12 protein-coding genes are annotated in these 14,955 nt (G+C 59.4%); 4 read left to right on the forward strand and 8 right to left on the reverse strand.

The window, feature by feature from the left end:
* Positions 1–108: 108 nt before the first annotated feature.
* From BN1118_RS21405 to BN1118_RS19525, 4 genes are all read right to left on the reverse strand, one after another.
* Positions 109–582 (reverse strand): hypothetical protein, encoded by a 474-nt coding sequence (locus BN1118_RS21405; RefSeq protein ID WP_084214203.1) that lies wholly within the window; start codon positions 580–582, stop codon positions 109–111.
* A gap of 594 nt (positions 583–1,176) precedes the next feature.
* Positions 1,177–1,659, reverse strand: coding sequence for a GNAT family N-acetyltransferase (locus BN1118_RS19515; protein ID WP_043557597.1), 483 nt, complete (start codon positions 1,657–1,659; stop codon positions 1,177–1,179).
* 62 nt (positions 1,660–1,721) lie between these two features.
* Complete coding sequence (locus BN1118_RS19520) at positions 1,722–1,985, reverse strand: hypothetical protein (RefSeq protein WP_042872090.1); 264 nt, start codon at positions 1,983–1,985, stop codon at positions 1,722–1,724.
* 159 nt (positions 1,986–2,144) lie between these two features.
* Positions 2,145–3,359, reverse strand: a complete 1,215-nt coding sequence (locus BN1118_RS19525) for an ROK family transcriptional regulator (protein WP_043557598.1) — start codon at positions 3,357–3,359, stop codon at positions 2,145–2,147.
* 119 nt (positions 3,360–3,478) lie between these two features.
* Here BN1118_RS19525 and BN1118_RS19530 point away from each other — a divergent pair, with 119 nt between their 5' ends.
* The 3 genes from BN1118_RS19530 (at position 3,479) to BN1118_RS19540 (ending at position 9,153) form a co-directional block, all read left to right on the forward strand.
* Complete coding sequence (locus BN1118_RS19530; protein WP_043557599.1) at positions 3,479–6,757, forward strand: DUF5107 domain-containing protein; 3,279 nt, start codon at positions 3,479–3,481, stop codon at positions 6,755–6,757.
* An 81-nt stretch (positions 6,758–6,838) separates the two neighbouring features.
* Positions 6,839–8,290 carry a sugar porter family MFS transporter gene (locus tag BN1118_RS19535; protein WP_043557600.1) on the forward strand — a complete coding sequence of 484 codons (1,452 nt, stop codon included), beginning with the start codon at positions 6,839–6,841 and terminating at the stop codon, positions 8,288–8,290.
* The gene (locus BN1118_RS19540) at positions 8,287–9,153 is read left to right on the forward strand and encodes an aldose 1-epimerase (protein WP_043134743.1); all 867 of its coding nucleotides are present in this window, start codon (positions 8,287–8,289) and stop codon (positions 9,151–9,153) included. The genes BN1118_RS19535 and BN1118_RS19540 overlap by 4 nt, the downstream gene beginning before the upstream one ends.
* Positions 9,154–9,404: 251 nt before the next feature.
* Here BN1118_RS19540 and BN1118_RS19545 read toward each other — a convergent pair whose 3' ends face one another.
* The 3 genes from BN1118_RS19545 to BN1118_RS19555 form a co-directional block, all read right to left on the reverse strand.
* Positions 9,405–10,184 (reverse strand): hypothetical protein, encoded by a 780-nt coding sequence (locus tag BN1118_RS19545; RefSeq protein WP_043557601.1) that lies wholly within the window; start codon positions 10,182–10,184, stop codon positions 9,405–9,407.
* Positions 10,185–10,223: 39 nt separating this feature from the next.
* Entirely contained in the window at positions 10,224–10,511 is a 288-nt protein-coding gene (locus BN1118_RS19550; RefSeq protein WP_043557640.1) for a hypothetical protein, read from the reverse strand.
* Positions 10,512–10,733: 222 nt separating this feature from the next.
* A complete protein-coding gene (locus tag BN1118_RS19555; protein WP_043557602.1) occupies positions 10,734–12,641 on the reverse strand; it encodes a PTS fructose transporter subunit EIIC in 1,908 nt (635 codons plus the stop codon).
* Positions 12,642–13,334: 693 nt separating this feature from the next.
* On the opposite strand from BN1118_RS19555, the gene BN1118_RS22105 reads away from it, so the two are divergent.
* Positions 13,335–13,490 carry a hypothetical protein gene (locus BN1118_RS22105; protein WP_167336119.1) on the forward strand — a complete coding sequence of 52 codons (156 nt, stop codon included), beginning with the start codon at positions 13,335–13,337 and terminating at the stop codon, positions 13,488–13,490.
* Between the two features lie 149 nt (positions 13,491–13,639).
* Here the strand turns inward: BN1118_RS22105 and manA are convergent, their stop codons facing one another.
* Positions 13,640–14,851 carry a mannose-6-phosphate isomerase, class I gene (gene manA / locus BN1118_RS19560; protein ID WP_043557603.1) on the reverse strand — a complete coding sequence of 404 codons (1,212 nt, stop codon included), beginning with the start codon at positions 14,849–14,851 and terminating at the stop codon, positions 13,640–13,642.
* Between the last annotated feature and the right edge of the window lie 104 nt (positions 14,852–14,955).

Here is a 14,955-nt window from a genome sequence, read left to right on the forward strand (position 1 = left end):
CGGCTTCATTAGAAAATGAGAGTTGGCTGGATAACCCGAGGAAAAACAATAAGTAAATTACGCGTGCTTTAATAATGTTTTGTCTTGGTTTTTAACTTTTTATTCACACTAACTTTTTAAAAATAATTTAACTCTTGTGCTTCTCAACTCTTTATGTGGATTGTGTGGTAAGCAGTTAACGTATGCCTTAGCCGTATGATTATTCCCCATATCATCAACAATAGTGCAAGTCAGGTTGCAAGGCTTACCAAGATCACGACGCCAGAAATGGTAGTGGTGTTGATATTCTGCTTCAAATTCAGATATTATTGTGACAGACATTATCCAGTGAATAGGTATTTTCTTATTGCACACTAATTTAGTAAGCATTTCCGAATATGATAGAGACATGATCTTCAATTCATCTATATCTGGAGTTACGACTTTGGTAATCAACTCTATAGAAACGATTTTTGACTCTTCAGATTCAAGAGCTTTGTACAGCTTTCCTAATCCCCAGTATCCATCTATATCATTGTTTCTACTTGCAAAAAAATTGATTATTCCTGATGCTACACATATTAACTCTGTTCTGTGCCCCATATTTATCCTCCACAAGAACTAATCACTGTAGTTGTGACCAGCGCTCAAACTCTATGGTTAGTACTAGTTGGTTAAGATAGAGATTTACCTCTGCGTGAGTCGTGAAACGGCGCTTGTTGTTTGGGAATCGATCAAACAGCTCGTGATAGAATTGGCGGGAGCTTTTACTGGCTCGCTGCCTATATTCTGATGCCCACACCAGCAGTTGTTGAAAGTTATCTTCGGCTGTTATTGGCGTTGTTGCCAAAATCGATGCAGAACTGTAGGTTCGATTAGTGCAGCGTAATCGGACGTTCGCGATGTTTTTCAATATCTCGCTTGTTGGGCTTCGCTGCGCTCTGCGCCAACCTACAAACCCCACGCTACCGCCCGTGGATTACAGCCTCCAGCCTGCTGCGGTTATCCGGCGATGTGGTGGATGGCGAAACGGCTGCACAGATGTGTCTCTGCAAGAATGGTTGCCAAGTGGGCATCTTAACCGAGGTGATTTGGTGGCAAAACAAGAGGCTGATAAAAACCAGCCACAGATCAACAAATTGCTTGATAAGAAAGATGGATTAGCTGCTGTCAGGTGGCCCCTGTGCCAGCGGGTGACTAGCCGTTGAAGAGTGGGGTATTAGGATCCAGCGCCAGCGAAAGCCGCAGCATATCCCTGTGCTGGATGCCTTGCTCCATCAGGGGCTCCGGGTAGTGGATAAGGAAGTGATCCTTGATGACGCCATCCACGCGAAAGCCGTGGCGCTGGTAATAGGTGAGCTGATGGCCGAAGCTGCCGGTGCCGAGCTCGACACGGTGTACCCCTTTCCCGGCCAGGTTGGTCAGCACGAAGCGCAGCAGACCAGAGCCGATGCCTTGCTGCTGGCGGTTGGGGGCAACGGCGATATTGAAGATCTCGGCCGCTTGCTCCCCCACCAGACCGGCCACACAGGCTCCCACCACCTCGTTCATTTCATTGCCTGCCAGGGCGGCAAAGCCCCAGGCGCCGGGCAGATAGGCGGCAATGCGCTGCTCTGCGTGATCTGCTTCCAGCAGCAGCGCCAGCGGCAGTTGATCGGGGTCCATCTCGACAAACTTCATCTTTATCTCGCTTTTATCTTGCTCTGTGCAGGTGACTGTCCGGGGGCGCCGCCCTCTGGGCCTCAATACTCAAGAAACTTCTCGCCGCAGCGTTCGCAGATAAGATGTTTTACATGGGTGGCCTGATAGGCGAGGGTCTGGCCGAATACCGCATTGGTCAGGCTGCTGGAGCGAAAGGCTTGCCAGAAGGCTTTGCGCGGGTCTTTGGGCATCACATCCTGGCTGTGATCCCGTGGCACCAGTACCACTATATGGCGGGTGCGCTCCCTGCATTTGTCACAGCGATGGATTTCACTTGGCGGGTTCTGGTCGTGCTGGCTGGTCATGATGGCGCTCGTGCAGGCTTGTGAAGATAGTGGGGCGCCCATCATATTCCTCCCCACTTGGCTCTCAACCCCCGCGCCAGAGGGAGTTTGCCGATCGGGATCGGGATCACCTTTCCGGCGACCGGGGCCAGTCAGGGGACTGCGTCCTATCTCTGCTTGTCAGCCAGGGACACTGGCATCGCTGCGCCGTTCCAGTGCCCGCTCCACATAGAGATAGCCGATGCCCATCACCTGTTGGGCGCGGTTGAGCGTGCCGACGCGCAGTTGGGTTGCATTGACCGCATCGCTGCAATCGAACGGATTGGCGCCGGTCTGGTGGATGATGGTCTGCAGCCAGGTTTCACCAAAGCCACAGCTGCGGCCATAGAGCCAGATGCGGTTGATGTTGAGGATATTGAGGAAGTTGTAGAGGCTCAGGCCAATGGCGCGGGCCCCTTCGTCCACCAGGGCGCGGATCATGGCATCTCCCTGATGGTAGAGTGCGAGCAGCTGGGCCGTATCCAGCTCCACCCCCGCCAGCGCCGGGTTGTCGGCACTGGTTTGTTGCTTGAGAAACACCCGGGCCCGTTTTTTGATGGCAAACAGCGAGGCGACCGTCTCCAGGCAGCCGTAGCGGCCGCAGGCACAGGCGCTGCCGTCCGGATTGATGATGGTGTGGCCTATCTGGCCGCTGCCAAAGAGAGCACCCCGGTAGATCTGGCCGTTGATGATAAAGGCTGACCCTATGCCGTAGTCGACGTTGATGACGCAAAAATCCCCGTTTCCTTCCCGGCCCTGCCACTTCTGGGCCAGCGCCAGCATGATGCAGTCGTTATCCACCATCACCTCGCAGCCGAGACGCTCTTCCAGCAGGTACTTGAGCTCGACCGGCGCGTGCCAGGGGGCTTGTGGCATGGTTTGCGACACCCCGGTGGCCGGGTTGACCTGCCCGTGTACCGCCAGAGCCAACCGGATCGCCAGCCCCTTGTGGCGGCGTTTGTGCTGGTAGTAGTGCGCCTCGATCAGGCGCAGCAGCTCATCCGGAGTCTGCGGGGCTATCTTCTGGCCGATGAATTCATCCAGCGGGGTGATCAGGTTGTCCACCAATATGCTCTCCAGGCTGGTGGGACTGATATTGAGGCAGAGAATGGCCCCCTGGCCGCTGGCGATGCGGTAACTGCCGCCATTGATGCCGCGTAATGAGAGGTTCTGTTCGCTGTGACTGATGGCACCGTCGGCCACCAGTTCGTCGAGGATCTTGCTGACCGCCGGAATGGAGAGCTCGCAGTGGCGGGCCAGGGTGGACTTGCTTGCCTCCTTGAGTTGGTAGAGCAGCGCCAGCAGCACCTGCTTGTTGTGGTGGCGTACCTTCTGGTTGTTCAGGCCGATGATCATCAGTTTACTAAACTCCGCTTACTGTATTGCGTGATCTTTAAGCGAAAATCGCTGTCATCGCCATTCTAAACTGGCCTCATCGAAACGTTTACTAATAAATGTTGAATGAGGCGAGATTGATGAGAGCTGATGTAAGAGTCTGGGTAGAGGCCGTCACCCTGCCGACCTATGAGGTGGGCGCCGAAGATCCCAACCCCATGTTTCTCGAGAAGCGGGTCTATCAGGGCTCCTCGGGGGCCGTCTATCCCTATGGGGTGATCGACACCCTGACCGGCCAGAAGCAGATGAAGTCTTATCAGGCGGTCTGGCTGGAGAACGACTTTATCAAGGTGATGCTGCTGCCGGAATTGGGTGGCCGCATCCATCGTGCCTACGACAAGGTGATGCAGCGGGATTTCGTCTATTACAACGAAGTGATCAAACCGGCGCTGGTGGGGCTGGTGGGGCCCTGGATCTCCGGCGGCATCGAGTTCAACTGGCCGCAGCACCACAGGCCTACCACCTTTATGCCGGTGGATTTCACCATTGCGGATCACGAGGGTGGTGCCAAGACCGTCTGGCTTGGCGAGGTGGAGCCGATGCGCGGTCTGCAGGTGATGGCGGGCTTTACCCTCTATCCCGACAAGGCGCTCATCGAGATCACCGGCAAGGTGTTCAACGGCAACGACACGCCGCGCCACTTCCTCTGGTGGTCCAACCCGGCGGTGAAGGGGGGCGATGCCCATCAGAGCGTCTTCCCGCCCGATGTCACCGCCGTCTATGACCACGGCAAACGCGATGTCAGCGCCTTCCCTATCGCTCGCGGCACCTACTACAAGGTGGACTACTCAGCCGGGGTCGATATCTCCCGTTACCGCAACATTCCGGTGCCCACCTCCTACATGGCGGACAAGTCTGACTACGACTTCGTCGGCGCCTACTGCCATGACGAGCAGGGCGGCCTGTTGCACGTGGCGGATCACCATGTATCCCCTGGCAAGAAGCAGTGGAGCTGGGGCAACTGCGACTTCGGTCTGGCCTGGGATCGCAACCTGACCGACCACAACGGCCCCTACATCGAGCTGATGACCGGGGTCTACACCGACAACCAGCCCGACTTCACCTGGCTGGATGCGGGGGAGGAGAAGGTGTTCGTGCAGAACTTCCTTCCCTACAACACCCTCGGCACCCTGCAAAATGCCAACACCCGCGCCGCCATCAAGCTGGAGCGCACCGATGAGGGTCTGCTGTGCGGCGCCTACGCGATTGCGCCGCTGTGCCACGCCAGCTTCGAGGTGAGCGACGAGGGGGGCGTGCTGTTCACCCAGACGCTGGAGTTGCAACCGGGTCAGGCCTGGCTTGAGCCGCAGGCCATCACCAGCGAGGGACGCTTGCAGGTACGCCTGCTGGATGAGCAGGGCCAGTCGATCTTGAGTTATCTCGAGCATCAGCCCGAGGGCGAGGCACTGCCAGATCCGGCCACGGCACCGGAGCCAGCCGTCAATCTCGATTCGGTCGATGAGCTCTACTTCATCGGCCAGCATCTTGAGCAGTATCTGCACGCCAGCCGCTCGCCCTTTGATTACTACCTGCGGGCTCTGGAGCTAGACAGTGGCGACTATCGCTGCAACCTGGCGCTGGCAACCCTGGAGTACAACCGCGCCAACTATGAGCAGGCGCTGGCCTACGTCAATCAGGCGCTGGTCCGTGCCCATCGGCTCAACAAGAACCCCCAGTGTGGCAAGGCGAGCTTGCTGCGGGCCCATATCGAGGAGCGTTTGGGGCAGTTCGATGCCGCCTTCGATGACTTCTACAAGGCGACCTGGAGCGGCAACTGCCGCGACAGTGGCTTCCTTGGGCTGGCCCGCATCGCCATGGTGCGCCGTGATCCGCTGCAGGCACTGCCCTTTGTCGAGAAGAGTCTTGCGGTTAACGGCACCCACTACGGTGCCATCGCCCTCAAAGGGTTGGCGCTGCTGGAGTCTGGCCAGCGGGCGGCGGCCCTCGCCTATATCGACAAGCAGCGAGTCCGTTATCCACTCCACTATCAGCTGGCCTTCCTGCGCTGGCTGGCAAGCGAGCAGCCGAACGATCTCGAGGCGCTGCGCACCCTGTGCAACGGGCGCGGGGTGAACCTCTGTTTCCTGGCGAGCAATCTGCTGGCGCTGGGGCGCCCCGAGTTGACGCAGCAACTGCTCTCAAAAATACCGGTGGAAGAGACCCTGCCGCTGCTGTTCCAGGCCGCGCTGCTGCCGGAAGGTGAGGCGCAAGATACCCTGCTGGCTCGGGCCGAGCAGGCATTTGGCCGCAAGGTGCGCTTCCCCAATACCCTTGGCGAGGTGGCCATGCTGGCGCAGCTGCCCCACAGCTGGTTTGCCAGCTATCTGCTGGGTTGCTTCCACTACAGCAAGCGCAGCTACCCGCAAGCCATCGCCCTGTGGCAGCGGGTGTGCGAGCTGGCGCCCGGGTTTGCCCCGGCCTGGCGCAACCTCGGCATCTATCACTTCAACAAGAGCGGCGATCCGGTGGCGGCCGAGCAGTGTCTGAGCCGGGCCTTTGCCCTCAAGCCGGATGATGCCCGTCTGCTGTTTGAACTGGATCAGCTGCACAAGCGCTGCGCCATGGCCCCCGCAGAGCGGTTGGCGCTGCTGGAGGCGCATCGTGAGGTAGCCCTCAAGCGCGACGACCTGACCGCCGAACTGCTCAGCCTCTATCACATCACGGGACAACTGGATGCGGCGGCCGAGATCTTGCGGCTGCGCGAATTCCACCCCTGGGAGGGGGGCGAGGGCAAGGTGACCGGTCAGTACCTCATCAACCAGCAGCGCCGGGCGTTGGCATTGATGACTCAGGGACGCCACGAGCAGGCTATCCCGTTGCTGCAACAGGCGCTGCACTACCCCCTCAATCTGGGGGAGGGGCGTCTGGTGGGACAAACCGACAACGATATCCACTACCTGCTGGCGCTCTGCCACCTTGCCCGTGACAACCAGAGTCTGGCCGCCCAGTGCCTGCAACAGGCCTGTCTCGGTCAGGGGTCGCTGGGGGCCAGCCGTTACTACAACGATCAGCCGGTGGATTACCTCTTCTATCAGGGCATGGCACTGGCACGACTTGGCCGGGTTGCGGAGGCGCAGCGTCTGTTCGAGGGAATGGTGGCCTGGGCCGAGCAGGCAATGGGCGAGCGGGTTGAGGCGGATTTCTTCGCCGTCTCACTGCCCGACCTCATAGTGCTGGATGACGACCCGCAGCACAAACATCGCCAGCACTGCCTGCTGGTCAGGGCGCTCGGCCTGTTGGGGCTGGGTCAGCGGGATGGTTGTGAACAGACCTTGCGAGAGCTGCTCGCCCTCAACCCGGCCCACGACAAGGGGCACCTCTTTGCCCTGATCTGCCGCGAGCTGTCACTCACCTCATAACTCTCATAACAAAAACCGGCGCCCCGCCACGGTGAGGGGCGCCACTGCACCCTACAATCGACAAGATGATAAGGATGAGTCATGGAACGCACGAAAAATCAATTGGATACGAATGGGCTCAATATGAGCTACATCTGGATGATCTGTTTGGTGGCCGCCTGCGGTGGCCTGCTGTTTGGTTATGACTGGGTCGTGATTGGCGGGGCCAAGCCCTTCTATGAGGCCTATTTTGCCATCACGGATCCGGCCCAGTCCGGCTGGGCCATGAGCTCGGCGCTGGTGGGCTGCGTGCTGGGGGCCGCCATCTCCGGCTGGTCAGCCGACCGCTTCGGTCGCAAGAAGCCGCTGATCCTGGCCGCCATCCTCTTCACCATCTCGGCGTGGGGCACGGCTGCGGCCAGCAACTTCGATCTGTTTGTGGTTTATCGCATCATCGGCGGGATCGGCATCGGTCTGGCTTCGGCACTCTCCCCCATGTACATCGCCGAGATAAGCCCGGCCGACAAGCGGGGCAAGTTCGTTGCCATCAACCAGCTCACCATAGTCCTCGGGGTGCTGGCGGCCCAGCTGGTCAACCTGATGATCGCCGATCCGGTGGCGAGCAACGCCACTCAGGCCGATATTCTGGCTACCTGGAATGGGCAGTCCGGCTGGCGCTGGATGTTCGGTGCCGAACTGGTACCCGCCCTGGCGTTTCTGGTGCTGATGTTCTTCGTGCCGGAGTCGCCGCGCTGGTTGGCCAAAGATGGTCAGTATGAGAAGGCCTCCCGCATGCTCGGCAAGATTGGCGGTGATGCCTATGCCAGACAGACTCTGGCCGATATCCGTCAGACCCTGGTGGGAGAGAGCCACAAGGTGTCGCTGGCGGAGCTGGGCAAACCCTCAGTGCGCCCCATCCTCATCATCGGGATTGTGCTGGCGGTCTTCCAGCAGTGGTGCGGCATCAACGTCATCTTCAACTATGCGCAGGAGATCTTCGCCTCCGCAGGGTTTGACATCAACAGCACCCTCAAATCCATCGTCGCCACAGGTCTTATCAACCTGCTGTTTACCCTGATTGCGCTGCCCATGGTGGACAAGATCGGTCGTCGTAAACTGATGCTGATTGGCTCGGCGGGGCTGACCATCATCTACGGCATGATGGCGGCTGCCTATGCCAGCGGTATGCTGGGGCTGCCGGTGTTGCTGCTGGTGCTGGCGGCGATCGCCATCTATGCCCTGACCCTGGCGCCAGTCACCTGGGTGCTGCTCTCGGAGATCTTCCCCAACCGGGTGCGCGGGCTGGCGATGTCGGCCGGTACCCTGGCGCTCTGGATTGCCTGTTTCGTACTGACCTACACTTTCCCGCTGCTCAATGCCGGATTGGGTGCTGCAGGCAGCTTCCTGCTCTACGGCTTCATCTGCTTCGCCGGTCTCATCTTTATCTATCGCAAGGTGCCCGAGACCAAGGGGGTGACGCTGGAAGCGCTGGAAGCCCAGCTGGCCCAAGGCAAGGTTGAACTGACTCCGACCAAGGCGAGCGCCTCGGCATGACGGTATACACATTAAGCAACCCGCATCTTCGGATGCGGGTCTCTGCACAAGGGGCCTGCCTGCTGGGCCTGGAGGATGACAAAGGACGCCCGTTGCTGCGAGACACTGACCCTGCGCAGCCCTGGCATCCCGGGCAGAGCGCCCTGTTTCCCATGTTGCCGCTGGCCAATCGGGTGGCGGGTAACCGGTTTGAACTATGGGGAGAGGTATGTGCGTTGCCTGCGAGCGAGCTCGATCCCGACTTCTTTTTGCATGGAGATGGCTGGCTACAGCCATGGCAACCGGTAGCGTTGACCGACAGCTCGGTGACCTTGCAGCTCACCAGCCAGAATGGCCCTTTTCTCTATCTGGCCGAGATCGATTACCGCCTGCAGGGATCGAGCCTGGTGGCACGGATCAGCCTGACCCATCTTGGGGAGAGCCCCTGCCTTTACGGCGCGGGTTTCCACCCCTTCTTCTGGCGCGACGAGCAGACCCGCATTCGCTTTCTAGCGAGCGGCGTTTGGCAGGAGGGGCCGGATCATCTGCCGACCGACTGGACGAGTAGACTGGCGCCCCAGCTCGATTTTCGCCAGTGGCAGCCGCCGCGAGGGTGGCTCAACCACTGTTACGGTGGTTGGCGCGGTCAGGCCGAGATCGATCATCCGGCCCGCCAGCAGCACCTGCTGGTTTCAAGCGAGTGCGCCTTCCTGATGCTCTATCAGCCCGATGAAGCGAGTGGCTTCATCTGTCTGGAGCCCCAGAGTCACGCCGCCAATGCACATCACGTGGCCGGTCACCCCGGTTTGCGCTTGCTCGGCCGCGGCGATCGCATGAGCATAGGTATGACCCTCAGCCTGCAGCGGACACACGCAGCCCAATAATCTTCCCTTGCTCCCTTTAACGACAGGAGGCCTGCAAGGGCTGCAAGGATATGGACGGGAAAAATCGTGACCTCAGGCCGACTCTCGTTTTTGCAGATTGGGGGTGATGATATGGCGCTTGGGGGCAAGTTCCGGTTGCTGCATCCGGGTCAGCAGCCGCTGGGAAGGTGGATCAGGGACTCGATGCCCTGATTGGGGCGCTGCAGGAGCTGCTTGCCGGATAGAGAACCGCCGCCCTCGGGCGGCGGTTGTTATTTCGAGGCCGCCTTTTCGGGCTTGTAACGGGTCTGCTCTATCTGATCGAAGCGCAGGATCAGGGTATCGCCCCCCTTGAGGCGGTAGGCGCAGTGAGAGCCGTTGCAGGCAATGCGGATATGGGGCTCATCCCCCAGCAGAGGAGACTGACTATGGGCCTCGGTAAGCGGCCACTTGCCTTGTTCGAGGCGGGTTGTTTGGCTTTGTGCTTCTGAGGCACCTCGAAGGAAAAAGGCCAGAGCTAGCCAAATAGGTAACAGCACTGCTAAAAACAGGAAGGCGAACTTGTTGTAGTTGTCTCCTAGCCAGACAAGTGTTCGGAAAAGAAAGGGTGCTGGGTAGCGCCCAATTTTTTTCGCTCTTTTGATCAGCCAACGATAGAACATTGAGCTTTGCCACAGCCATGTGAGATGAATTCGCCAGCGGGGGCAGATGATAAGGGCGATGGCCACTGAAAAAATTGTGAATATGCTACCCAATACAGGCCACATCCAGGGTTTAAGCATATTGAGAGTAGAGAGGAGGCCAAAGGCCAGAAGATAATCTGCCGGCGGAGAAAACTCGGCATAGTCGAGCCCAAACGCCAGGGTATAGCCATAGTGATAGGCCATACCCAAGAGGTAGGTCGCTGCTGTCAGGGCAGGAATGGCCGCCATGACTAATCCCGCGAAGCGCCAAGTCGTCCCCTTGTCTTCGGCTTCCTGCTCAGAAGTGCGCAATGTCTTCACATGTTGGCGAAGCCAGCGCCAACGGGCTGCGGCTGTTCGGTCACTCACTGGACGTTCCTTCACCTATCTACTTGATACCTCAATTTGTCAGAGAATGGCGCGACTGCGAAACAGCACCTTGCCGCAGGCAAGACAGGTGTGACGCAGGCGGTCATCACCGACGCCGGTCAGCGGGCTGAACAGCACCTTGTGGGAACCGCAGGCACAGCAGCTGGCGTTTTCACTATCGTCGGTGGCGCATTCTGGATGGCGGGCGAGGTACTCGGGCAGGGTGGGCAATTTGTCCCAGTCAGGCTGGGTTACCGCGCGATTCTTGAGGATGATGCCGGCGGTCACCAGACCCGCCAGGGTGAGCAGTACGTCCGTCAATTCCATGTTGTGCAAGGCTCCGTCCATGTGCGGTCGCAAGGCCGGCTGGCAGGCGAAGGCACAATATGGCTCCTATCTTATCGATCCTTAGGGTGAGGGCGCTATCCCCGTCCGGGTAACGGCTAGCGGGTTGGTGCTTGGCTCCTGCCTGGCATTGAGAATCTATGGATGGAAATAAACGAAGGGGCCTTGGGCCCCTCCTGTTGTACATCAGATAAAGTGCCCTCGTCAGGCCACCTTGCTGCCCGGCTGGGTGCGGGCCAGCAGCCCTTCCGGGTTGTGGATGGCCTCCTTGGTCTTCACATCGATGACCTCGATATTGGCGAAGCGCTCCCGGTTCTTGATGGCCACATCGTGGGCCAGTATGACGCAGCGGGCGTTGGCCACGTCCTTGGCGCTGATGCGGTTGATGATGCCGTTGGCGCCTTGTGTCTCCACTTTCAGCTTGATCCCGGCCTTGGCCGCCGCCTTTTGCAGGCTCTTGGCGGCGAGGAAGGTGTGGGCCACGCCGGACGGGCAGGCGGTGATGGCGAGCACGTCCGCTTCCCCTTCCGCTTCGATGATCTGATAACCGCTATCGTCGGCTGTCACTGTCTCATCCTCGGTCACCGGCTTTTTCAGCAGGTTGACGATAAGGGCCGTGGTCAGGGCGCCGAGCACGGTTCCCAGGATATAACCCATCTTGCCTTCCACCACAGGCAGCACTATCCAGCCGCCCCAGGGGGCATGGTTGATGCTGTGCATCATGAAGCCGGTGATGTTGCCGACGATCCCACCCGCGACTATGGCTGGGATGACGCGCACAGGGTCGGCGGCGGCAAAGGGAATGGCCCCCTCGCTGATGCCGATCATGCCCATGATGGCGGCCGCCTTGCCCGCTTCACGCTCTTCCTTCTTGTAGCGACGTGGTGAGAGCAAAGTTGCCAGCGCCATGCCGAGCGGTGGCACGCAGATGGCGATGCCGACCCCGCCCATCAGCCAGGGCTGGGTGTTGACCTGGGTCTGGGCGAACAGGGTCGCCACCTTGTTGACCGGGCCGCCCATGTCAAAGGCGGTCATGCCGCCCAGGATGGCGCCCAGCATCACCTTGCCGGAGCCCGCCATGCTGGAGAGCCAGTGGTTCATCCCCTCCATCATGGCGGCGATGGGCGCACCTATCACCCACATGACGATGCCGCACACCAGGAAGGTGCCGATCAGCGGGTAGATGAAGATGGAGCCCAGCGAACTCATGGAGTCCGGTAGCTTGATGCGTTTGAGCTGATTGACGATGAGCCCGGCGATGAAACCCACCAGGATGGCGCCGAGAAAACCTGTGTGGAACTGCTGCACCGCTATCCAGGAGCCGATCATGCCGGGCGCCAGGCCCGGTTTGTCCGCCATTGAGTAGGCTATGTAGCCGCCGAGTACGGCGGTAAACAGGGTGAGCCCTGCTATCCCCATGTCGGCCATGTCCTTGAGCACGCCCGCCTCGGGCACGGCGCCCTTGCCGCTCATCATCACGGAGAGCGACAGCAAGACGCCCCCTGCCACTATGAAGGGGATCATGTGGGAGGTGCCAAACAGCAGGTGCTGTTTGAGGGTGTTGAGCTGGGCCTTGATGTTGCGATCCTGGGGTTCAGGTGCACTGGCTTTCGGTTGAGCTGCTGCCTCGGCGCGCACCGGCTGCTTGCCGGCTAGGCCGACAGGCGCCGTGGCTGCCAGCAGCTTGAGCACCTCGGCCTTGCTGGTGGCCGCCTGCATCCGGGGGATAAAGCCGGGTTCCAGCAGCTTGGTGGAGAGCTCGGCCAGCACCTCGATATGGTGATTGGCGCCGCCCGCCGGGGAGGCAATCATGAAGAACAGTTTGGAGGGCAGTCCATCTTCGGCGCCATAGTCGATCCCCTGCCGGCTGATGCCGATGACGATGGCGGGCTGCAACACGGCTTCGCTTTTGGCGTGGGGCAGGGCAACCCCCTGTTCAAAACCCGTGTTGTCGAGGTTTTCCCGTGCCCAGAGGTCGCGCACGAACTGATCCTGATTGCCTATCTTGCCGCAGGCTTTGAGCCGGGCGGCCAGTTCGACAAACAGTCCCTGCTTGTCGTTGGCCGCTATGTCGAGGCAGATCAGTCCTTCATCTATCAAGGTGGTGAGCATAGGTGTCTCCTGGCTCTGCGAGCCCTGGTGATATGAGTAACGAATGGAGCAAATGATTGACCTGCCTATTGTTTCTCCCAAGCCATGTCACCGAAATCGGATATATGTGCCCTTTACTGGATTTTTGTGTCAGTCCCCTCACCCTGTGAGCCGGTTCGCATTTTTGTTTATGCCATGGTATTGGCCAATGTTTGATTAAAGCTGTTTAAAAACAGACGCTTGGGTTTGTCAGCTAGATGAGAATAAAGAGATGGCGGGACAGGATCCCCCTGAACCGGCAAGCATGGATGGAGATTTGTGCGCCCTTGTCACCTCTTGAAATGTGAGCCGCTTGGCAAAAGTGCGGCCCGGGAGCCAAAGTGCACATCAGCAAGGGGAGAGAGACCGGCCTGGCCGAGCCGCGTGAAAAAAATGTGCATAACCTGCTGCCCTCGATGAGGGCGGTGAGAAAACTGATGTGCTTGATTTCAATATACTGATAATAAAAGGAAATTTATGATTTCATCACGCCGGGTCCGGATGGTTTCACATGGCCTCACAAGAGGCTTTTAGCTGATTTTTAGATTAGCTTTTGCATAATCAATCGTTTATTTAGTTGGACAATCCAGGCGGGATCGGTGTCCAATCAGGGAGCAGGTTGGCCAACAGTGCCGTCAGCCAGTGTGTAACCCTATGATGTAAGGAGACATCCTGATGGAAAAACTTGACCAAGAGATCGACACCATGCGCCAGGAGTTTGAGTCACAAGGCCAGAAACAGGCCCACGACAAATGGCAAGCCAGGGTCGATGAACTGCAACGGGAACGGGAGCGTTCAGAAGCGCCCCAGCCGGAAGCGGCAGAACACTAGCCCGCCGACGGCCACTATCGTGATGGCCATCGGTCAAGCAGATAATAAAAACCCCCACAGCCCGCAAGGGAGGTGGGGGATTTTTATTGGCCGGGCGATGGTGCCCTTGTTGGTTTATCCAGTCATTGAACCCGTGCCGGGTTCACGCCTTAGCAGCGGTTGCCGGCGCGGGCGACCCGGCCTTCGGCCAGCAGCTGGTAGTGGCCGGTGGCGGCAGGGACAAAGGCGGACTGGCCCTTCTCGAGGCGCAGCGTCTCGTCGCCCTGCTTGAGCGTCACAGTGCCATCGATGGCAAACAGGATCTCGGCGCTGGCGGTGGTGAGCGTATGCTCGCCCGCCGGATAGACGCTGAAGGTGAAGTCCGGCACCGGCACGTCGAAGTGCTGCACCGCACCCTCTACGCGGGGGGCCAGCAGGATCTGGTCGTCCGGCTTGGGCAGGCAGCGAGTGCAGTCCAGCAGCTCTGCCACGTCTATGTATTTGGGGGTGAGACCCGCGCGCAGCACGTTGTCCGAGTTGGCCATGATCTCGAGGCCGGTGCCGCGCACATAGGCGTGGGGGGTGCAGGCATCGAGGAACATGGCCTGACCCGGTTGCAGGGTCACCACGTTCAAGAGCAGCGGCGAGAAGAGTCCCACATCCCCAGGGTACTGGGCGGCCAGGCTGGTGATCAGCGCAAAGGTCTCCTCATCCTGGTGCGCGGCGGCATAGGCCAGCAGGCCCGCCAGGGCCTCTTCCTTGCGCGCCCCTTGTAAAATCAGCAGCTGGTGGAAGAAGTGCTGCAGGCCCGCTTCGTTCTGGTTGGCGGCAAGGGCCGCGACCAGATCGGCGATGGCTGCCAGCTTGACCCGCTCGAACAGCGCCAGTATGGCGGGAATGGCGCGAAAGCCGTTCATCGCCTGATAGGGGGTGAGGGCAAACACCAGCTCCGGCTTGTGATTGGGGTCTTTGTAGTTGCGATTGGCTGCCTTGGGGTCGATGCCGGCGGCTTCTTCCTTGGCAAAGCCGGCTTCGGCCTGAGCCTTGCTTGGGTGTACCTGGATGGAGAGGGCCTTCTCGGCGCACAGCACCTTGAACAGGAAGGGCAGGCTGCCGAAACGGGTGACGGTAGCCTCACCCAGCGCGGCGGCCGGGGCCGCGTCGATCACCGCCGAGAGCTTCTGGGCACTGCCCGCCAGCATCACCTCTGAACAGCCGTTGGGGTGGGCGCCCATCCACAGCTCGGCCTGGGGTTTGCCCGCCGGATTTGGGATGCCGAACAGGGTGGTGAGGGCGTCATGGCTGCCCCAGTCGTAACCTTGAATCGGATTTTGCATTAACAAAAAAGAGGGCAGAAAGGAGGACAGATCGCGACTGCTCATAAGGGACGCCTCATTTGGTGTGAAGAAAGTCGGGTGAAGAAAAGGGTGGCATTGCTGCTGCGGACCGGACTATAACATGGGCGGCCTTTGCCGCCGCAACCGCT

It is taken from the genome of Aeromonas bestiarum (genome assembly GCF_000819745.1).
Classification (GTDB): Bacteria; Pseudomonadota; Gammaproteobacteria; order Enterobacterales; family Aeromonadaceae; genus Aeromonas; species Aeromonas bestiarum.